The 21,767-nt window shown below is 44.0% G+C and carries 10 protein-coding genes; all 10 read right to left on the reverse strand.

Translation table 11 applies throughout. The features are described 5' to 3' along the window. Positions 1 to 18: 18 nt before the first annotated feature. Entirely contained in the window at positions 19 to 2,451 is a 2,433-nt protein-coding gene (locus tag ACFFGT_RS01530; RefSeq protein WP_377020727.1) for a glycoside hydrolase family 2 TIM barrel-domain containing protein, read from the reverse strand. Positions 2,452 to 2,471: 20 nt separating this feature from the next. Then, positions 2,472 to 4,007, reverse strand: coding sequence for a glycoside hydrolase (locus tag ACFFGT_RS01535; RefSeq protein WP_377020728.1), 1,536 nt, complete (start codon positions 4,005 to 4,007; stop codon positions 2,472 to 2,474). Between the two features lie 54 nt (positions 4,008 to 4,061). Continuing rightward, positions 4,062 to 5,564 (reverse strand): RICIN domain-containing protein, encoded by a 1,503-nt coding sequence (locus ACFFGT_RS01540; RefSeq protein WP_377020729.1) that lies wholly within the window; start codon positions 5,562 to 5,564, stop codon positions 4,062 to 4,064. Positions 5,565 to 5,634: 70 nt separating this feature from the next. Then, entirely contained in the window at positions 5,635 to 7,335 is a 1,701-nt protein-coding gene (locus ACFFGT_RS01545) for a RagB/SusD family nutrient uptake outer membrane protein (protein WP_377020730.1), read from the reverse strand. Between the two features lie 12 nt (positions 7,336 to 7,347). Continuing rightward, on the reverse strand, positions 7,348 to 10,530 hold the full coding sequence (locus ACFFGT_RS01550; protein ID WP_377020731.1) for a SusC/RagA family TonB-linked outer membrane protein: 3,183 nt from the start codon (positions 10,528 to 10,530) through the stop codon (positions 7,348 to 7,350). A 288-nt stretch (positions 10,531 to 10,818) separates the two neighbouring features. Then, positions 10,819 to 15,006 carry a hybrid sensor histidine kinase/response regulator transcription factor gene (locus ACFFGT_RS01555; RefSeq protein WP_377020732.1) on the reverse strand — a complete coding sequence of 1,396 codons (4,188 nt, stop codon included), beginning with the start codon at positions 15,004 to 15,006 and terminating at the stop codon, positions 10,819 to 10,821. Between the two features lie 173 nt (positions 15,007 to 15,179). Beyond that, on the reverse strand, positions 15,180 to 15,722 hold the full coding sequence (gene idi, locus ACFFGT_RS01560; protein ID WP_377020733.1) for an isopentenyl-diphosphate Delta-isomerase: 543 nt from the start codon (positions 15,720 to 15,722) through the stop codon (positions 15,180 to 15,182). A gap of 90 nt (positions 15,723 to 15,812) precedes the next feature. Then, positions 15,813 to 16,730 carry a bestrophin family protein gene (locus ACFFGT_RS01565; RefSeq protein WP_377020734.1) on the reverse strand — a complete coding sequence of 306 codons (918 nt, stop codon included), beginning with the start codon at positions 16,728 to 16,730 and terminating at the stop codon, positions 15,813 to 15,815. Positions 16,731 to 16,819: 89 nt separating this feature from the next. Then, positions 16,820 to 18,256 (reverse strand): SusD/RagB family nutrient-binding outer membrane lipoprotein, encoded by a 1,437-nt coding sequence (locus tag ACFFGT_RS01570; RefSeq protein WP_377020735.1) that lies wholly within the window; start codon positions 18,254 to 18,256, stop codon positions 16,820 to 16,822. 5 nt (positions 18,257 to 18,261) lie between these two features. Then, on the reverse strand, positions 18,262 to 21,444 hold the full coding sequence (locus tag ACFFGT_RS01575) for a SusC/RagA family TonB-linked outer membrane protein (protein ID WP_377020736.1): 3,183 nt from the start codon (positions 21,442 to 21,444) through the stop codon (positions 18,262 to 18,264). Positions 21,445 to 21,767: the final 323 nt, after the last annotated feature.

Genomic DNA, 21,767 nt, shown 5'->3' on the forward strand with positions numbered 1-21,767 from the left:
CGATGATTTTTGGGATGGTTATTTTACAGTTATTGTTATGGTTGATGATTTAAGATTACCGGCACTAAACTGCACTTGAACATTGCCCGGCTTACCGGTGGTTTGTATATAGGCTAATAAGCGCCCGTGTAATGCTTTACGTTTGTTTGCCTGATAGCTTTCATGACTGCTGTTGCTGCCGCTTTCCAGGCCCAATAGTTTAGCCGCACCGGCTATTGATACAGTGACCTCATCAGTGGCGTTAAATACAGGGTTGCCATCTTTATCGGTAATGTAGACTTCAACCTGGCTCAAGCTTTTTGTATTGCTGCCAAATGAGGAATTGTCTGCTATCGTTTTTAACCGGTAAGCATCACCGGCGGTTTTTATGCTGTTGGTACAAACCTCTATGCCATTGTTATAGCCTTTAACAACAAGTTCACCGGGTTGATAGTCGACCTCCCATGAAGGCACCTGCCCTCTTGCGGTACTGCGTAATTGTTTACCGAGGGATTTACCATTCAGGAACAATTCTGTTTCCTGGCAATTAGTAAAGCAATCAACCTTTATTTTACTGCCTGCCTGCCAGTTCCAAATGGGTTCGGCAGTGCGATGGCTCCAGATGCCCCTGTCCTCAGTACTGGTTATGGCACGCGCACCTATGTAAACCATTGGTTTAGCCGACCAAAGGCTTTGCCTGTAAAAATATTCGGGCTTTTTAAAACCGGCCAGATCAATAAGTCCGGCTCCGTTGCTGCGTTGCGGCCATTTACCAGCCTCGCCCAGGTAATCTATCCCTGTCCACAAGTATTGAGCAGAGATGTATTCGTTGCTGTCAACAGCGTTCCAGGCCTGTTGCGCCATACCGTTTTCGCTGCCGTAAATGATCCGGTTAGGGTATTTTTTGTGATCTTCGGGATAGCGGTATTCCTGGTAATTATACCCCACCACATCCAGTACATCCGGGTAACCTACCTCATTCGACATTACTACACCGGCTAAGGCAGCAGTTACGGGGCGGGTAGTATCAACGGATTTGACAGCTTTAACTAATTGTTTGGCAATAGGTGTTAATTCGCTTGCCGGTGGATGATCGGGCAAATAACCTTTTCCATAGATCTGAGGATTGCGACCGGTATTCAATACTTCATGCGTATATGGATCATTAGGATAATCAATTTCATTACCAATGCTCCACATAATAATTGATGGATGGTTACGCGCACGCAGCACCATATCAGCAATATCACGATCGGCCCATTCCTTAAAATATTCGTGGTAGCCGTTTTTAGACGGTGTACCCACATTCCAGCCCGCTACCCATTTATTTTTTCCTACCTCCCATTCATCAAAAGCTTCGTCCATTACCAAAAAGCCCATTTTATCGCACAGGTCGTACAAATAATCGGCATGCGGGTTATGGCTTAACCTGAGCGAGTTTACTCCGGCTTCCTTCAATATCTTCAGCCTGCGTACCCAAACCTCCTCGGGAACGGCTACGCCAAGCGCACCGGCATCATCATGGATACATACACCTTTAAGCTTGGTGCTTTTATCATTTAAAAAGAAACCTTTATCCTTATCAAAACGAATACTGCGGATGCCTACAGACTGTGTTATTTCATCAAATGGTTTACCATTGCGGCTAAGCGATACCTGGAGTTTATAAAGTTCAGGCTTTTCAGTATCCCATAATTGCGGAGATGATATCTGCTGTTCAAACTCAATTTCATGTTTGCCCGGTTTTACTTTCACCTGTTTTTGCAGGGAAACAGCCGCTTTTCCTTTTCCGTCGAGCATGTTTACTTTTACTAATACAGAAGCATCGGCGGTCTTGCTATTAGTAACATTCACCTTAACTTTTATAGTGGCTTTATCGGCCAAAACATCAGGCGTGCTGAATGCCACATCCCAGGGAGCAATATGTACCGGATCTTTAACAATAAGGTACACATTACGATAAATTCCCGAACCTGTATACCAGCGAGAATCGGCAAATTCGCTATGATCAACCTTAACAACTATAGTATTGGTACCTTTTAATTTCAAGTACGGGCTTAACTCATATTGAAAGGAAATAAAACCATTCGGGCGTTTACCTAAATAATGCCCGTTGATCCATACCTCGCTGTTTTTATATACCCCATCAAAATAAATATATACCTGCTTGCCCTGCCAGTTGCTGTTACCGGCAAAACTTTTCTTGTACCAGCCAATGCCGCCGGGTAAATAGCCCGTAGCACTTGCCCATTCATCGCTGAAAGGCCCTTCAATACTCCAGTCATGTGGAAGGTCGACAGTTTCCCATTGCATTTCGGCAGCGATCCCGCTGATGCCCATACTGATATCCCCCTTGTGGAAACCCCAGGCCGAATTAAATAATGCCGGTTTGCCAGTACCCTGTCCTTTAAGCAAGCCGGGCAGCAATACCATGCCGAGTAAAAAAAGAAGCAGATAATTTTTATTTTTCATTTTATAACAGGAATAAGATGCTATTTGATAATCCCGGTAAGGGTGACGATGGAACGGGCCGGGATAACATTTTTATCCGCGGCTATCTTACCAGCCTTAAGCTCACCTGTTTGTGATGTTAAGTAAGATGATGTAAATTGAGCTTTGCCATTATTGATACTGAACCCGGTTGTTACATCGGCAGCACCCTGGTTAACAATAACCACAATTAAGCTTTTCCCGTTTTTAAATGCCGAAACAAGTAAGGGTCTATCTTCGGCAGATGAGGAGACTTCAGCATCAACCCTTACAGCACCGGGTTTAATAAACCTGCTGTAATTGCCCAAGGCCCAAAGCATTTTGCTGGCATAAAAATTACCGTCGGTTTTATTTTTATCTATGTAGATGAGGCCATCTTTATAGTCATAAGCCGAAATAGCAGTCCACCATTGCCAGGCCGATGCATTGGCGGTAGTAAGATCGGTATGGATCACCGAGGCTAAATATAGGGCGGCATTAATCCCCAGATCGCGTTTATTACCATCTATCTCGCCGGCATTATTGCCTAAAATACAATATTCTGATTGCCAGAAATCAAGTCCGTTGATAGCCGCCACACTATCGGCCAGTGCCTTACGCGCCTTTATTGCTGATGCCATTGGCGATGTGCTGAAATAGCTGTGTGCCGCAATAGTTTTGGCTACCGATGGCAAATCACCAATATAATTCGTCGATCCTGGCTTAAAAAAATCATTGACCTGGCTGCCTTTACCTGGCTTATCACCTTTTGTAAATAAATAGTTGATGCTTCCTGCTTCACCAACCAAAATCTTTGAGCCAATCTTATTATTTGTAAATTCTTTATTGATTGCCTTTACCAATCCGGCCATCTCTGTATTATTATATGGGGCTCCCTCCTGCCCGCCATCGCTCCAATCCCATTGTGGCTCGTTGATTGGGCTTATGTAATCAAATTTCACTTTGCTTACCTGCTCAACACCTTTTACCACTTTGGTCAAAAACGTTGCATAAGCATCATATTGATCAGGGGCTATATTTACTTTACCACCGTTGGCATAGGCCTTACCATTAATGGTAAACTGCACCGGCGGACTGTTATTAAAACCTAAAAACTGCTTAACCCCGCGTTGCTTAGCTGCCTTCAGAAACCACACCTGCCCGACCTGGTTTTGCCAGTTATAGCTACCGTCATTATTTAAAAACGATTCAGCACGACGCCACTCGTCTTTAATGCCGCTTTCATTTCCCTGTTGGGTGCTGCCCGCACCAATATTAAACCGCCATAACGATAAACCTATCCCTTTTGGCGAACCATCGGCATAGGTATCCCGGCTAAAAAGCAGGTCGGCAATTTTGTTGCGTTTATCATCGGGCCAATTGCCCACAAACTGGCATGACCACGCATCCGATGCACCAAAATTGCTGATGGTTTGGTACGTTTTAGCAAAATTGATATCAATAGTAACTTCTTTGCTTTGGCTGTTTGCAAAAGGGATATTAAGCCCTAAAACAGTAGCAGCCAGCAGCATTTTTTTTATAGTAGTTTTTATTATCATCGCATTTAAATCAACAAATAAAACAGCACTGTTTAGTGCTGTTTTATTGCAATATTATTGTTGCACTACTTGCCATTGCTGGTTAGTGCCGCCACCCCATGGCCATTGTATGATGCCTGCGCCGTTGGTTGTTGAAGCGCCGTTAACATCAAGTGCAAGGCCGCTGTTGCGGTTAATTACTTTATAAATACCATCGCTGGTTGCAGTGAGCTGCCATTGCTGGTTGTTGCCCCCGTTCCATGGCCACTGTATAATGCCCGCGCCATTGGCTGTCGAGCTCATATTCACATCAAGCGACTGGCCGCTGTTTCGGTTAGTTACCTTGTAGTAGCCGCCGCCATTGGCAGCAATAACCCATTGCTGGTTGTTACCTCCGTTTTGAGGCCATTGAATAATGCCTGCCCCGTTTACGGTTGAGCCGCCATTAACGTCAAGCGCCTGGCCGCTGTTAACATTTAAAAACCGGTAGTAAGCGCCGGTATAAAAGGTGTCGGTACCACCGGCACCTACTCCCCAGGCATATTTAATCCGGCTTAAGCCCGATGCATTTGTGGTTGATACAGTAAGACTTGTACCTGTACCGCTTAATTGTTGAATGGCGTAGCTATCGCCTGTACGCACACCCGGCCAATAAACCGCACCCATGCCAAAAGCACGCGCCTGGTTGGTTAAACCCTGCAGATAGGCTATTTCCTGGTCGCCGCCGATGGCACCGGTGTAATTTTTACCACCTGTCATCGGGATACCAAACTCGGTAAGCACTGCGCGGCTGCTGTATGCACCGATATTACCTTTTAAGCGATTTTCCCATTGCAAGGCGGTTGTAAGCGTGCCGTTACTGAAAAAGGTATAATCATGTATCGATAATAAACAGCCCGAAAAACGGCTGTCGGCCCCTACCCCGGTAATATCCTGCGAGTAGGAAGTACCGCTGATGAGGATCCTACCCTGCGGAACAGAGGGATAGTTGCTTAACCACTGGGCACAAATGGTAGTCCAGTCGGTTAAAGAATAGCCGTGCGGCTCGTTAAATATTTCAAAGTACACATGCGCATTGCTGCCATACTTGGTAACAATGGTTTGCCACATCGACCAAAACTCGGTTGTATTATCTATCTTCCCATCCTCAGATGATTTGGCTTCCCAGTAACCCAGTATCACGTTCATCCCTTTACTCAATGCTTTATCAATAACACCGGTATATGAGTTCCACCAGGTTTGTGATACGGTTGAATAATTAACAGGCAGCCTTACCGTATTTGCTCCTGTATTGGTTTGAATGCCACTTAATACAGCATCGGCTTTAGCCGATACCGTGGCATAGCTATCGGCAGATGTTAAGCCGCTTAATACCAGGATCCCGTCGCTGAAGTTATCCCCATCGGCAGCCCAGTTCACCCCTTTCAGGGCGCTTGCCGGCGTTGAATCTGTAGTGACGGTTTTGTCTCCTGTTGTTACTTCATCCGGAGTCGATGATTTTTTTACTGACACGATATCCTTTTTACACCCGGCCGCCAAACAACACATCGCTAATAATAAAATACTTATGTTCTTCATAATTTGCTATAGGTTATAATTGGGTAGAAAAAAGGGGGAAGAAAAGCTCTCCCCCCATATTTAGCGATTGTTAATAGAACGGATTTTGCTCTAAAAGCTTTCCAGAAGCCAGGATCTCGGACCTTGGTATAGGTAGCCAATAATGTTGGGGTTTGAATAAACGACCGTCTAAAGCCACCTTGGGTGTATAAATAAATGTACCATTAGCATTTTTGGTAATAATTACACCACCCGCCGGTTTGTTTTCGGTAACCTCTGCAATTTTCCAGCGGCGTACATCGTAAAAACGGTGCTCTTCGAAGGCAAGCTCCACACGGCGCTCATAGCGAACTGCGGTAGTCATGTCTGTTTTCGACATACCCGCAGCCAAAGGAGGCATATTAACACCCGGGCGCGAACGGATCAGGTTAATGGCCGTACGTGCAGATAAGCTTGAACCAGAAGGCACAACATCCGGACCATAAGCTTCGTTAGCAGCTTCGGCAAAGTTTAACAGGATCTCGGCGTAGCGGAAATAGATCCATGGCTGGAAACCCGCATTGCCCCATGGGTTTTGCAAGGGATACGCATCGTTCATGTATTTTTTTAGATAGTAGCCGGTTTTGGTGGTATTCCAGTTATCAGGTCCATCTTTACTGTCCTTACCACCCGGGATATAAGAGTCAACTGTTTGGCCGCGATAAAGAGATCCGTTATATAATACGGTAGCAGCAAACCTTGGGTCGCGGTGTTCGTACGGTTTAGTAGCATCGTAGCCTGATGTTGGGTCAGTAATAGCTTTACCATTGTCCATTTCATAATCATCAACCAGGTTTTGAAGCGGTGTATTACCAGCCCAGCCGCCGTAACCATTCGGCCCGTTAGCTATTTCAAGGTGAGTGTGGTTGGCGTTTTTGGTGTATAAACGCTCAAAAATGGTTTCGTTGGTTTCGTTGGTTAAAAACAGGTTACCATAGCCGCCTGCGTAAATACCATATTTGTTAAGGCTGATAACAGCTTGAGCAGCGGTAACAGCAGCGGTCCAGTCGCCGGCAGCATACAGCGGACTTGCTGCGTAAAGCGTCAATCTTGATTTTAAGGCCAGTGCGGCACCTTTTGTGGCACGTCCTAACAGCCAGCTGCCATCATTGTTGAGTGGTAACTTTGAAGCAGCATCGTCAAGCTGAGCCACAGCATAGTCGATACCTTCTTTGATCGAGGCACGCTTAAATAATGATGGGTCCTGCAAATTGTCTGTAAGCTGAGATACCTTATCGCCTATCAAAACAACCTTGCCGTAATTACGGATCAAATCCTGGTAGCGGAAGGCCCTGATAAATTTCAACTCACCCTCAATACGGGTTTTATGACCAGCACTCATTGTTAATTTCGGCAATATGCTTAAAGCATAATTACATTCTCTGATACTGCGGTAGCTGCGTCCCCAAAGTACTCCTGCCCCACCCAAATTTTCGGGGGCCAGCTGGCCTCTTTGAATCAGCCAGGTAGCGTCATCATTGTTGTAGATAGATTCATCAGTTAAAGAGCTCCACATACTGTATTCAAAGCCACGGCCAAAACCAGGGTTTGATCCGTCGCCTTCCTTGTCCTGAAGTTTAGCACCGATGTAGCGATTGGTTACATAGGCCTCAAATACGGCTGTATCTGATTCAATGGCCGATGTAGCAATCCTGTCTGTAGGTTGTACATCTAAAAGGCTCTTTTTACATGCCGTAAAGCCCATCATGCCGCATATCATTAAATATAGCGGGGTTTTATATTGTAGTTTCATTGTCGTCTCTGATTAAAATTTCACGTTAACACCTAAGTTCAAAATTCTCTGCTGCGGATAAAATTGCCCGCTGCCACTGGTTCCTTCCGGATCGTAATCCTTCACTTTGGTAATGGTGAACAGGTTGAACGCACTTGCATAAACCCTTAAACCGCCAATTTTAAGTTTCGACAGGAAAGGTGCATTGAAATTGTAGCCTAACTGCACATTCTTTAACCTCAGGAACGAGGCATCATTAAGCCAGAAGGTATTGTTATATAAACCACCACTAATGGCGTTTGATGCACGGTCGGTTACACGCGGATAGGTGCCGTTGGTGTTTGTAGCACTAAACCTGTTATCGGCCCAGCTGCTGTAAAAGTTACCTATGCTACCTGCTTCTGGTAATACATACTGGCTAACCTGCGCCTGGCCTGCAAACAGCACCGACAGATCAAACCCTTTGTACGCAGCATTAAGGCTAAAACCGTAAGTGATTTGTGGGATGTTGCCATATTTTGTACGGGTTTGGTCATCCGCGTTTATCTGACTATCGCCATTAACATCCCGGTATTTAAGATCACCTACTTTAGCTCCGGTTACATGCGGAGAAGCATCAAGCTCGGCCTGGGTACGGAAGATACCGATGGCATCATAAAGCAGGTAAGTATTTAACGGACGACCGGTTTGACGCTGATAACTTAATGTACCGCTGGCTTCATCAATAAAGACGATTTTACTTTTGGCGTAGGTGATATTACCACTTACTCCCCATGTAAATGCATGACCGCTATTATTGTAGCCCAAAGTTGCTTCAAAACCATTGCTGTTTACTTTACCAATGTTTTCAGAAGGCACCAATGGATCGGAACCGTAAGGATTTACGATACCTGATGAACCAGGTAATGACGCGTTCCTGGCAGCAAGGATATCAGACCTTTTTTGCTGGAAGTAGATGGCCTCAATAGTGAAGTTATGTAAAAAAGTAGCGTTGATACCGATATCCAGTTTTTTTGCAACTTCCCAGGTAATGTTAGGGTTTGCAAGCTTTACAAGGTTAACGTTAGGCTGAATAGTGTTTGAGCCACTGCCTGGCGCACTGGCAACAAAGCCATTGTTAACTAACACGTAGTTATCAAAATACTGGAAACCGTTTACGTTATCGTTACCCAGCGAACCGTAAGAAGCCCTCAGCTTCAAATCATCGATAAAGGTAAAACTGCCTTTGAAAAAGTTTTCTTTAGAGATCCTCCATCCTACTGATGCTGATGGGAAGTACCCCCATTGTTTTCCGGATGGGAATATAGAGCTGCCATCGGCACGTAACTGGCCTTCAAACAAATACTTTTCGTCATAAGCATAAGCTAAACGGCTGATCACGCTTCGGCGGTTATAGTTTGAGCTGTAACCCGAGTTAAGATAATCTGTTGCAGCACTACCACCTTGTGATAATTCAGGCAGTTGCGATGAAAGATAATTGTAACGTGTAGCATCAAAATACTCCAGGTGGTTTTTGCTTTGCTCATAACCTACAAATGCATTGATATCGTGCAAACCAAATTTCCTTACGTAATTCAATTTAATGTTTGAGGTGATCAGCGACTGGTTATTTTGCGACTCAAACAAGGTTGCAGCATTGTTATTACCACCTACGATAACTTTATTGTATGCCTTAGAAGTTGGATCATAGCTGTACAAGATGTACGGTTTACTAAAGTTTTTGTCGAAGGCATATGACTTATCTACTGAAAAGAAACCATCTAATGACAAGCCTTCAATACCCGGAATAGAGTAGCTACCCCTCAAAATACCATTGAAAACCTGGGTTGGGTTATTGTTGATACCACCGATATCGGTTACCTGCACCGCTGGGTTATTGTTTTCGATACCTGTTGTTGGCAAGCCATTTGGATAATAGGCAGCAACAATAGGTTTAGCACGATATACTGAACGGAAAATATCGCCTGCTCCAACTTCAGGGAATACCCTGTCTTCCTCACGGCCTGATAATGACAAGCCTACTTTTAAACGTTTGGTAACATTTGCATCAATATTTGAGCGGAAGTTGTACTGGTGATATTTGGTAGCACCACTTTTATAAATACCGTCCTGGTAGATAGTACCCAGCGATACAAAATACTTCACATCATCACTACCGCCTGAAACAGAAAGACTGTGCTGGTTTTGCAGGGCAGAACCTTTAAGCGTTTGTTTTTCCCAATCGGTATTTGGATAGTTTAAGGGATCGGATCCATCTTTGAATTTTTGGATCTGATCTGCCGAGTAAGCCTGGTTCGGGCCACCATTCGGGTTCGAGTCGAGGTTGATCTCGTTCATGATCTGGGCGTAAGTTGCTGCGTCAGCCATTTTTGGCAAACGGGTTGGTGAAGCAAAGCCCTGGTTAAAACTGTAGTTGATAGTTGGTTTACCAGCTTTACCACGTTTGGTAGTAATGAGGATAACACCGTTTGCAGCACGGTTACCGTAAATAGCAGCCGATGCATCCTTTAGTACCGACATGCTTTCGATATCGTTAGGGTCGAGCCTTTCCAAACCGCCTATCTGGCCGGGAATACCGTCAACTACGATGAGTACGTTGTTACTGCCGGTTGTAGCCAAGCCACGCACAGTGATATTTGAGCCATCATAACCCGGCTCACCGCTGCGGTTGTTAACAATTACACCCGAAAAACGACCAGCAATAGAGTTCGATAAGTTGGGCTGAGGGCTTTTTACCAGTTCGGCACCCTTTACCTGCGATATTGAACCTGTTAAAGTTGCTTTTTTCTGGGTACCGTAACCTACAACCACTACCTCGTTCAGTGATTTTGAATCGGCTGTTAATTGTACATTGATGGTGGTTTGCCCATTAAGAACTACCTCCTGAGGTGTATAGCCAATGTAGCTAAACACCAGCGTCCCCGATGAAGCATTGGGTACATTAAGGCTAAACTTACCGTTAATATCGGTAACAACGCCGGTTGACGTACCTTTTAAAGCGACGCTTACACCTGGTAATGTCTCGCCTTTCTCGTCGGTAACTTTACCGGTTATCCTGGCATCAGGTAAGCGCTGCTCATTAATAGTACCAGCAAAAGCCATTACAGGCATTTGCACAGTAGCGAAACAAGCGACAGCCATGCTGGCCGCAATGACGAAAAAGCGGGGTGATCTTTTCCGATGAGGAGAATCCTTTTCGAGTAAATTTGGTTTCATACGGTTTTTTAAATTGGTTTTTTAATTGACTTAAACTTTGCTATTGCGAAGCATACAGAGCAAGGAATTCGGAAAGGATGCTAATTCATTTTCCCTAATTTTTCCTGGCAACTTTTATATACTATGCAAAAGTTTGGTTTAAACCCTGGTTATTGGTTGGGTCTAAATTGCGTTTTAAAGCAAAAAAGAGTGAGGGGTAAATTCTGATTAAGACAGGGGGTATTTGATAAAAAAAGCCTCAAAAACGCTGTTCTTGAGGCTTTTTAGAGAGGGGGTAAATTAATATTGTTAATTTTCCTTAATCACATCCCGGTTCACATTGTAATTATTGTGAAAGGGCTTACGGTATTTCTTAATATAGTCGGATGGGTTAATTCCAAACAGCTTATTGAACTGCTCCCTGAAGTATTTTAAATCATTTAAGCCCACTTTGTAGGCTGTTTCATAAACCGTGCTATCGGTTGTAAGCAAGATCTCTGCCGCCTTACGCAAACGGATAAAACGGATAAAACTATTTGCCGATTGCCCCGAAATGGACTTGATACGTTTGTACAAATTAGAGTGGCTCATGCCTATTTCGGCAGCCAATGTTTTGATGCTGAAGTCGGGATCAGTTAAATGTTGCTCAACTATCTGGAGGCATTTTTCTAAAAACTCCTTGTACTCCTGCGAGATCTTCAGATCGTTTGATTTGTTGAGCGTGATCTCGTTATAAAAATACTTTTGCAGGTTGTTCCGGCTTTTCAGGATCCCGTTAACCCGGGCAACGAGGATCTCTTTTTCAAAAGGCTTACTGATGTAATCATCAGCCCCGCCTTCAATGCCTTTAAGCTTTATTTCGGGCGATGAGCTGGCGGTTAGCAAAATCACCGGGATATGGTTCAAAACCGGATCTTCCTTAATACGGCTGCACACTTCAATACCGCTTAAACCCTGCATCATTACGTCGCTTATCACAATATCGGGCACGAGGTGATAAACCAGATCCAGCCCATCAGTACCATTGTCAGCTTCAAAAATTTCAAACTCGCCGCTAAAAATATGTTTAAGGTACGTGCGGATCTGCTGGTTATCATCAATAAGCAGCATGGTTTTGGTATCTGAGCTTAAAGCTTCGGAGTTTTTAACCGTGGCAGCACTTTCTGCTTCAACTGCTGCCAGCTCACCCTTGTTTTCCATCAGCTCATCCAGGAATACTGAAGTTTCGGCAACATCCTCAAAAATAAACTGCTGGCCAAAATGATCCTTCCCTTTCAGCAATGATACGTGGAATGTTGTGCCCTGCCCCTGCTTACTGGTATATGTGATGGTACCTTTATGGTTTTCAATGAATGCTTTAACCAAATAAAGCCCGATGCCAAAGCCTCCAGCCAGTGGTACCGAGTTTTGCAGCTGATAAAACTTACCAAATAGCTCATTGCCTGTCCCTTCGGCTATACCGCAGCCACTATCCTTTATGTCGATGGAAATGCCTTCGCCCCTGTCGCTTAGGGTGCAGGTTACTATACCATACTCTGGTGTAAATTTGAGGGCGTTCGAGATCAGGTTGAATAACGCTATCTCCATTTTTTCCCTGTCGGCATAAATGTCAATCGTATCCTTTTCGCTTATAAAGTCAAACTGGATATGCTTGGTACGTGCCTGGTGGTTAAAACACAAAAACACCTCATGGCAAAGCGATACGATATTAAGCCGTACAATTTTCAACTTGTCGGTATCGCTTTCGGCTTTCCTGAAAAGCAGCAGTTGATCAACCAGGCTCAGCAGGCGGCGTGCATTCCTGTAAATGATGTGCAGGTTTCCTGCATCATCAGTAGCCTCACCTTTCCCAAACAGCATATCCTTTACCGGGTTGATAATGAGCGTTAACGGCGTACGGAACTCATGCGAGATATTGGTAAAAAACGAAAGCTTGCGTTCATTAAGCTCTTTATCTTTTTCGGCCGAAAGCTGGGCTACCTTAACTTCGTACTTAAGCCGGGTTTGCCGGCTTTTGTAAAGTATATAGTAATAAGTAACAAGCCCGGCAGCTGCTATGTAAATTAAATAAGCCCACCATGTTTTATACCATGGCGGCAGAATTTTAACCTGCAATGTGGCGTAATTATCAAACCATAAACCATCCTGATTGGATGCTTTTACCTTAAATGTATAATCGCCGGGTTCCAGATAACGGTAGGTAGCCAGCCGCTGATCGCCAACGTAGTTCCAGGTTTTATCAAGGCCATCCAGCTTGTAAGCAAAGCCACCCTTATCCGGATAAGTATAGTTTAAGGACGCATACTGGATAGAAAATACCGACTGATCCGGCCCCAGCGTAATCTGACGGGTTTCATTGATAGCCTGGGTCAAAACAGCGCGGTTTTTGTCAACCGTACCAACCTCAACCTGCTTGCCAAAAATCTGCAGCCCGGTTATGATAACTTTAGGCTTGTAATCGCTTCTGTTAACTTTTTCAGGATCGAAGAAATTCAGGCCTTCAGTTCCGCCGAAATACATGAGGCTGTTGACAGCATCAAACAAAACAGAGCCGGCATTAAACTGCCCGGCCTGCAATCCATCCGACTGATCGTAATTTAAAATTTTACCGGTTGCGGGGTTAAGGTTTGACAGGCCCTTGTTAGTACTCATCCACAATGTACCGTCGGCTGTTTCTTTAAAGGCAGATACGGTATTATTGGCGAGGCCATTGGTTTCGTTAAACTTTTTAAAAGTCCTGCTTTTAAGATCGTATGCTATCAGGCCATCACCTTCGGTAGCTATCCACAAACGGTGCTGTTTATCGGCATAAAGGGAAAATATAACCTGGCCGGGCAGGTTGTTTTTTTCATCGGCAGGTTTAAAATACCGGCTGAACTTTTTTTGCCCGGCATCATAAAAATCCAGGCCGCCGCCGTAAGTACCTATCCACAGGTTGCCTTTGTCATCCTCGGTAATTGCACGCACATCATAAGCTGTAATACCACTATTTGCAGGGGTATAATTACTGAACGTTTTGGTCGCCGGATTAAATAAGCTTAAACCACCGCCATTGGTACCAATCCACAGGTTTTTATGGCTGTCCTGATAAATTACCCTTACATCGTTCCCGCCAAGGCTTTTGTTATCGTTTACGATGTGCGCGTATGATATAAATGAATCTGTTTTTTTGTTATACAGTAAAAGCCCCTTTGCATAGGTACCAAACCAAATATTACCATCTTTATCAGTATAACCGTATAAAATGGCATTATCTGTAATGCTACCCTGCCTGCCATCGGCTTTGTATTGCCTGATAGGCGTACCATTATGATTGGTTTTAAAAATGCCTTCACCATCTGTACCCAGCCATAAAAAACCGTCGCGGTCCTGGCACATACCATAAAACCTGATCAGGCTTTCGCCGCTGGTTTCGTACCGCTTTTTGGTGATCCTTGAAAACTTTTCCTTGATACTGCTTACCATGTAAATGCCGTCGCCGTAGGTACCTACCCAAACGTTTTTATCTTTATCAATAAAAAGTGTTTGTACTGAGCGCTGGGTAAGATAAAAGCCGTCATCGCCGGTTACGGGCTGAAGAAAGTAATTAGCGATATTGTAATCGGGACTTGAGCCTATATTAAGTTTGAAGAGGCCACCATCCTGAAGGCCAACAAGCAGTTGCCTGTCATTATCTTCAATAACCGATATATACCTTTTGCTTTTAACGCCCGGTTGATCGGTTTTCAGTAAGGTAAATTTATTAGCCTGACGATTATAATAAACGAGACCACTACCGGTTGCTATCCAGATATTATGAAAATGGTCTTCAAAAATATCATTGATCCTTGTAGCAGGCAGGTTTGGGATCTGCGGCAACAAACCTTCTTTTTTGTCGATCACTCCGCCCTTATGCCTGAATATATTAATGCCGCCCTCCTGCGTTCCTGCCCATAACAGGCCTTTTGAATCTTCAAATAAACAAATTACCCTGTTACTTGCTAAATGGGGTAAATTGATTTGGGTGTAATTAATGAAACTGGCGGTTTTAATATCAAAGTAAGAGAAGCCCAAATTGTAAGATGTGATCCATAAATTACCGTCATGGCTTTGTATGATATTACCTATATCGCTTTTAACTGCACGGTTAAGCTTTAATCTGTAGTGTACAAACTTTTCGGTGCGGGTATCCAGCTTACTTAGCCCGTTGCGTGATGATACCCAGATGTTACCATGCACATCGCACAATACCTTTTGAACATAGTTGCTTGCCAGGGTAGTTGAATCGCCCTGGCGCGATTTAAACAACTTGAAGCTTGTGCCGTCGAAACGGTTAAGTCCATCATTGGTGGCAAACCACATAAAACCTTTGTCATCCTGTGTTATGCTGTTCACGATCCCGAAAGAAAGACCGTTTTTCAACGAGTAGTTGAGGATCTTGTTTTTGATGGGCGACTGGGCATAAGCCGAAGAAATAATCAAAAAAAGCAGAAAACAGAAGGGGTATCTCTTTTTCATTAAATAATTGCAGGCTGTGAATTACACAAATAATTGGCAGATTAAAGCTACCTAATTAATTGTTAAAAATACAATAATATCATGAAAAATGTAAAATACCCGTTACACTCAAGAAAAATAGGCTTTCTTCAATTATATAAAAATTGTAGCCTCCGCGTTATTATAGCAGTGATTTATTGCTCGTTTGATATAGACAATTGCTGATAATGGGCCATCACTTCGTCGAAACAAATTGCAAGCCATTGGGTATAATCGCCGGGGTTATTTTTCAATTCCGCTGCCAAATGAACCATACTGATGTATTTAAATGAAGATACTTCATCAGGATTTAGTACCGGCAATGCATCAGTAACACCAAAAAACACATGGTCATACTCGTTCTCAATAATATCATCCTGGATAGCCGTGCAGTATACAAACGAAAAAGCAAAGTTAAGCTCAGTATTTATCCCCATCTCCTCCTTTAACCTGCGATGTGCTGCTTCGGGCGTGGTTTCGCCGGGCCTTGGGTGACTGCAGCAGGTATTTGTCCATTTACCGCCCGAGTGATATTTGCCATCGGCCCTTAGCTGTAATAACAACTCCCCTTTTTTGTTAAAAATAAAAACAGAAAATGCACGGTGCAGCTTGCCCTGAATATGCGCTTCCATTTTCTCCATAGTACCTGTTTGCTGATCGTCGCGATCAACCAAAATCACGGTTTCTTCTATCTTCACTCGCTATAATTATTATTACTATCTTCAGGAGAAACGTTGATCTCCCGAGTTTTGTGTTATTTTCTTTTTATATCGGTTTTTCAGCACGCTTTAGTCGATGATCCGGCCTTCAAATTCTTTAACCTCAGGCAATGGCTGCCCGGCTATTTCAAGCAGGGTGGTTTCTATCATCCGGCACATGGCATTTAAGGCAAGATCATTGTCCTCTGTTCCGAAAGGCTCTTCAATTTCATCCGCAATGGCTTCAAATGCGACAAAGGTATAGGCTATAAAAACAACTATGAACGGCGTTAACCAGCCCAGGCTATCAACCAGGCCAAAGGGCAGCATAAAACAATACAGGTAAACGGTACGATGTAATAACACCCGGTAACTGTACGGGATAGGTGTCGACGCGATCCTTTCACAGCCTCCAACAATGTCTGACAATTTATTGAAGCTTTCCTCAAACGCAACCTGGATGATCGAATCAATTTTCCCTTGTGCCTTAAGTGTACGCACCCAATTCCCCATTTCACTTAATAGCATTATAGGTTTATACCTCGTCACTCCTATTCGCGAAGCCAAATCGGCAGGCAATCTTTGATGCAGATCAGCACGTGCGTCTGTACCGCGCAACTGATGTTTCAGGCTGTAAGTAAAGGTAATAAGCAATTGAACAAAATATTGCGGTTCCTGATCAGCAATTTCATAGCCTGTAGTAGTAAAAGCTTGCCGCGCCAACGAACGGGTGTCATTTAAAACGGCACCCCATAGTTTTCTCCCTTCCCAAAAGCGGTCATAACTGGCGTTGTTCCTGAAACCTAAAAACAAGGCCAGTGCTAAACCAAATAAGGTAAACGGCGCCGGATTGAGCGGTACCTTGAACGAAAACAAAGAGCCATGCAGGTATACTATAATTATAGATAATACCAATAGCAAACCCAGGCGGGGCAATAAGCGCGGCAGTACAGAACCATGCCAGATAAACAGCATCCTGAACCAATGCTCTTTTTTCCTGATAATCATGCTGCAAATTTCGGCTTTATTTTCAATAAAAAACGGATTTCCCGTTTGAGGAAACCCGTTTCTTAAATTATTTCAATATGCTGATGTTTTTAATTTACATCAAACCAAAGTTTGGTGGTCAATGCATCGGCCCCCTGTGCGGCAACTGCCGACTGGTAATTAGTTTTGTTTAATGATTGCTCTGTACCCGGGTAAATAAACCTTACAGGTATTTTGCCATTCAGGGTACCGGCAACAGCAGGCTGCAATTGCGGGTAATCAAGTCGGCGCCATTCGGTCCAACCTTCCAATCCCTGGCCAAACAGGGCTATCCATTTTTGCTCGCCAATTGATTTTTTATAGTTGGATGCGTCGTATTTTATTGCAGGCTGCGCTAAGTAAGTCGCAATATCTGCCGTAGCTATGCTGTATTGCGCCAATGCCGCGGTAACGGCCTGCCCATATAACGAAGCAGCATCTTCGGTAGTAAAACCACGTGCGGCAGCTTCTGCCCTGTCAAACAGGCTTTCGGCGTAGCTGAGTATCACTGCCGGGGCATGCGGCGCCCTGAAATAAGTGCCCGGTTTTGAGGTTTTGGTAAAACCGTAGTTGCTGGCATCGCCTACTAATAAACCGTTTGGCAAGCCAACATAAGTTTGAGGTGTAGCATCCTGCGTTTTAGCAGCATATATTGATAAGCGCGGATCATTGAGCGCAAACAGCTTATCAACTATAGTTTTGCTGATGCGGTAATCATCGCGGGTATCAAACAGGTTACTCACCGGGTTTTGATTTGGGGAGTCAATATAGGTAAATTGTGCCGTTTCGGCATTTGAGCTGATGTATGAGCCCCCTTCGGCCTGAATATCTGCCAGCACCTGTTTAGCTTTGGCCGGTTCCCTATCGGCAATGCGCAAAGCAATGCGGAGTCTTAAAGAGTTGGCAAATTTTTTCCATGAAGCAATACTATTACCGTATATTACATCTCCGGCAATAGCTTTACCTGATGGGTCAAGCGCTGTTTGAGCTGCTTTCAGGTCATCCAGCAAAGCAAAATAAACATCCTTTTGGGCATCATAAGCCGGAGTGAGGTATTGATCAATATTGGCTGCCTGTTTATAAGGAATATTACCATAGGCCTCTGTCAATAAACTAAATGTCCATGAACGCAGCACCAGTGCAACACCTTTATAATTGGTATTACCCTGTGCATCAGCAATTTTGACAATCTGGTTAAGATTTACAATACTTTTTGAATAGCCGGTACTCCAAAGCTCCTCAAAAGCGCTGCTGGCATAAATGTACCTGTCGGGGTCGGTATACTGAATTTTAGACCAGTATTGTACAAAAAGCAAGCTGGCATCCATGTTATTGGCTACGCCCCAGTAGGTATCGGCAGTTGCTTTGGTGGCCGCAGTCAACAGGTAATCGGGCTGGGCAGCCTGCGAACCATTAGGGTTTTGGTTAATTCTAAGAAGTTCCTTTTTGCACGATGTCACCGATAATAAAACCGCGCCGGATAATATGCTGATATATTTAAGTTTCATGATGTTTAAAATTTAAGGTTTACGTTAAAGCCGATGTTGCGTACAGTTGGCAGGGTAAGGTCTTCCAATCCCTGGCCGTTGCCTGCGTTAAAGGCTGTTTCCGGGTCGATATTCGGAGCGTTTTTATGGATAATCCACAGGTTACGGCCAACTACCGAGAATGTAGCTCCCTGGAAACCAATCTTATTGATCCATTTTGCCGGTAATGAATAACCGAGTTTCACCTCGCGCAGTTTGATGTATGAGGCATCATAAACAAATGCTTCGTCGATATTGGTAAAGCCTTTATAGTATGATTGTGCTGGTATAATGGTAGTATTTGGCGAGCCATCGGCTTTTACCCCTTTAAAGATCATCCCATCGTTGTATACAGTAACACCTGCGGGTGCGGCACCGGTTACCTGTACTGCTGCTGCCGAAGTATTATTGCCCGGATAGTAGTAGCTTAAACCACCGTTAGCTGCACCACGGCCCGGTAAAGTTGAGGCCAGCACGCCGGTATAGGTACCGGTACGGTTGGTGTTTGAATAAATTGATCCGCCAAAGCGTGCATCAACCAAAAAGCTAAGGTTTATCCCTTTATAAGTAAAGCTGTTATTAATGCTTCCCAGCCAGTTTGGGGTAAACTTGCCAAGATAACGTTTGGTGGTATTGAATACCGGCGTGCCGTTGGCATCAATGATGATCTGCCCGGAAGCGTTACGCGTGTAAGCTGTACCATAAAGCGCCCCATAAGGCTGTCCAAGCGATGCTAAAACCTGTACGGTACGGTCGGTGCCTAATACCACGCTTTGCAGGCGGCCATCGGCATCGAGTGCAGCTACCTTACTGCGGTTTAATGAATAGTTGGTGGTGATATCCCAGGTAAATCCTTTAGATTTAATCGGGGTTAGGCCCAGTTGAACCTCAAGGCCTTTGTTGTTGATACGGCCCCCATTTATTACTTTGTAACCATAGCCTGTTGATGAACTCACCTGTACTGTAAGGATCTGATTAGTACTATTGGTATTATAGCCACTTACATCCAGGTGTACCCTGTCGTGGAAAAAGCCCAGTTCAAAACCTGCTTCGGCCGATGTAGTGGTTTCTGGTTTAAGATGATCGTTCAGATCAGTAGCCGGTGAACTTTGTTGCGGGTTTGAACCAAAAAGTGTTGAAGAAGTGAAAACATTAAGTAACTGGTAAGGATCTGTTGCTTTACCTACTTTAGACCAGCCACCCCTTAATTTAGCATAGGTGAGCACATCGCTTTTAATGCCCAGCGCTTCTGACAGGATTAAACTTCCGTTTACCGACGGATAGAAATAGGACAGGTTATCTGACGGTAAAGATGACGACCAATCATTACGGGCAGTAAAGTTAACAAAGGCATAGTTCCTGAAGCCTACCTGGGCTGAGCCAAAGTAGCTATAGGTTTTAAGTTTACCATAAACATTGGTTGAAACCAATGGATCACGGGAATTGCTCAGTGTATACAGGCCAGCAACCGCAAGTTTTGGAGCCAGCTGATCATTATTTTCAGTTGTCCTTACGGCTATATTCCCGCCGCCCAATACATCGAGCGAAAAATCGTTATTCAGCTTTTTGGTGTATTGCAACCTCGCTTCCGTATTGTTTTCGTTCACGCTATAAGCATCCTCTTCGTACGAGCCAAATGGAGTTCCGTTAGTACCATATGCTACCTTGATCTTACGGCGGTCGTTATAATAATCAGTTCCGGTACGGAAGTTTGCCGATAAGCCATCAATGATCTTGTAGTTCAACTCGATACTTCCTATCAGGTGGTTTTTATGCTGCCCAACTGTATTTTCATAGGCCAGCCAGTAAGGGTTACTATAGTAGCTGTTGTTCCAGTTAAAGGTGTTGCCATTGGCATCCTTATAGTTTTTAAGCCTGTTGATATCAACCTGCCTGCCAAACCAGGTAAATTGCAGCATGGTACTGGTTGCTCGTTTACCATATGTGCCCGGAAGGTTATCTGCATCGTCCTTGCTATAATCAACAATTGTATTTACAGTTAATTTAGGATTGATACGATAACTTGAGTTTAAAGCGAAAGAGTTGCGCCCTTGTGATGTATTAGGTACAATACCTGTTTGGTGAAGGTTGTTATATGATAACCTGAAATCGCTTTTATCGCTGCTGTTTGCTATCGCGATGCCGTTATTGAGCGTAACACCTGTTTTGAAAAAGTCTTTTACGTTATCGGGATGGGCAACGAAAGGAACAGCTTGCCCGTTTGAATAAAACTGCGGGATCAGTGAACCATCCAATGCAGGGCCCCAGCTTTCGTCAACACCGTCGTTAACGCCGCCGCCCTTACCATCTACGTAGCTGAATTTGCCATTTGAGCCCTGACCATATTGGTTTTGATAATTGGGTAATACCTGCACGTTTGAAAAACTGGTATTGGAGTTTATGGTAACACCTAATCCTTTTGCACCTTTACCTGTTTTAGTCCTGATGAGGATAACGCCAGCCGCTGCGCGTGAACCATAAAGCGCAGCCGCGTTTGGCCCTTTCAATACACTTACCGATTCAATATCTTCTGAGTTAAGATCAGAAATAGCATTTGAAAAATCCCTTGAACCATTGTTTCCTAAAAACTGGCTGTTATCAACAATAACTCCATCAACCACAAACAAAGGTTGGTTATTGCCTGATATGGAGGTTTCACCACGGATGACGATGCGCGACGAACCCATATCGCCCTGGCTGTTGGTAACCTGTACACCGGCAATTTTACCTGCCAGCGCGTTTACAAAGTTAGTTTCCTTGGCTTCAGAGATATCTTTTGATTTTAAACCCTGCACAGCGTAACCCAATGATTTTTTATCTTTTGAAATATTAAGTGCCGTTATAACCACCTCATTCAATGAATTGGGCGCTTCAACCAGTACTACGTTTAAAGTTGATGTACTTTGCGTAACCGGGATCTCCTGGGTTGTAAAACCGATGTAGCTTACCCTGAGCACATCATTGGCATTAGCAGTGATGGTAAACCTGCCATCAACATTGGTTTGCGCGCCGGTGGTTTTACCTTTAACCGATACACTAACACCGGGCAGCGGCAACCCATCTGACTTGGCGGTTACCACACCGCTTATTTTAACGGATTGCGCCGCAACCGTTTGGACGAGAATAAAAGGCAATACAATTGCCAGTAATAGCTTGTAAATTTTTAACATGATAATTAATAATTGTGATTAATTTTTAATGCCGATACAGATAAACAAAGCATGGCAATGGCCTTAGCAGGCATACAATGCCCGGCTCATAAACCTGTTTTAACTGTAAAGAATTGATTAGGGGATGATATTATTAACGCCGTAGCAAACTGCAGCAAGCCCGTGCATTAGTACCATACATACTGTAAGGAATTAGCAGCAACAACGCATGCTTTGCATACTTGGATAGAAGAATTTGGCCGTGAGCTGGTTCAATGAAACTAAAGCATTGTTGTGTAAGGGGGTAGTTTTTGTTTTCATAAAAACGGGTATTAAATAAGTGC

Origin of the sequence: Mucilaginibacter angelicae, assembly GCF_042434235.1 — a bacterium.
GTDB lineage: Bacteria > Bacteroidota > Bacteroidia > Sphingobacteriales > Sphingobacteriaceae > Mucilaginibacter > Mucilaginibacter angelicae.

Coding starts and splice junctions, on each gene's coding strand:
- ACFFGT_RS01530 (WP_377020727.1), bottom strand. CDS start 2,451: ATGAAAAATAAAAATTATCTGCTTCTTTTTTTACTCGGCATGGTATTG.
- ACFFGT_RS01535 (WP_377020728.1), bottom strand. CDS start 4,007: ATGATAATAAAAACTACTATAAAAAAAATGCTGCTGGCTGCTACTGTT.
- ACFFGT_RS01540 (WP_377020729.1), bottom strand. CDS start 5,564: ATGAAGAACATAAGTATTTTATTATTAGCGATGTGTTGTTTGGCGGCC.
- ACFFGT_RS01545 (WP_377020730.1), bottom strand. CDS start 7,335: ATGAAACTACAATATAAAACCCCGCTATATTTAATGATATGCGGCATG.
- ACFFGT_RS01550 (WP_377020731.1), bottom strand. CDS start 10,530: ATGAAACCAAATTTACTCGAAAAGGATTCTCCTCATCGGAAAAGATCA.
- ACFFGT_RS01555 (WP_377020732.1), bottom strand. CDS start 15,006: ATGAAAAAGAGATACCCCTTCTGTTTTCTGCTTTTTTTGATTATTTCT.
- ACFFGT_RS01565 (WP_377020734.1), bottom strand. CDS start 16,730: ATGATTATCAGGAAAAAAGAGCATTGGTTCAGGATGCTGTTTATCTGG.
- ACFFGT_RS01570 (WP_377020735.1), bottom strand. CDS start 18,256: ATGAAACTTAAATATATCAGCATATTATCCGGCGCGGTTTTATTATCG.
- ACFFGT_RS01575 (WP_377020736.1), bottom strand. CDS start 21,444: ATGTTAAAAATTTACAAGCTATTACTGGCAATTGTATTGCCTTTTATT.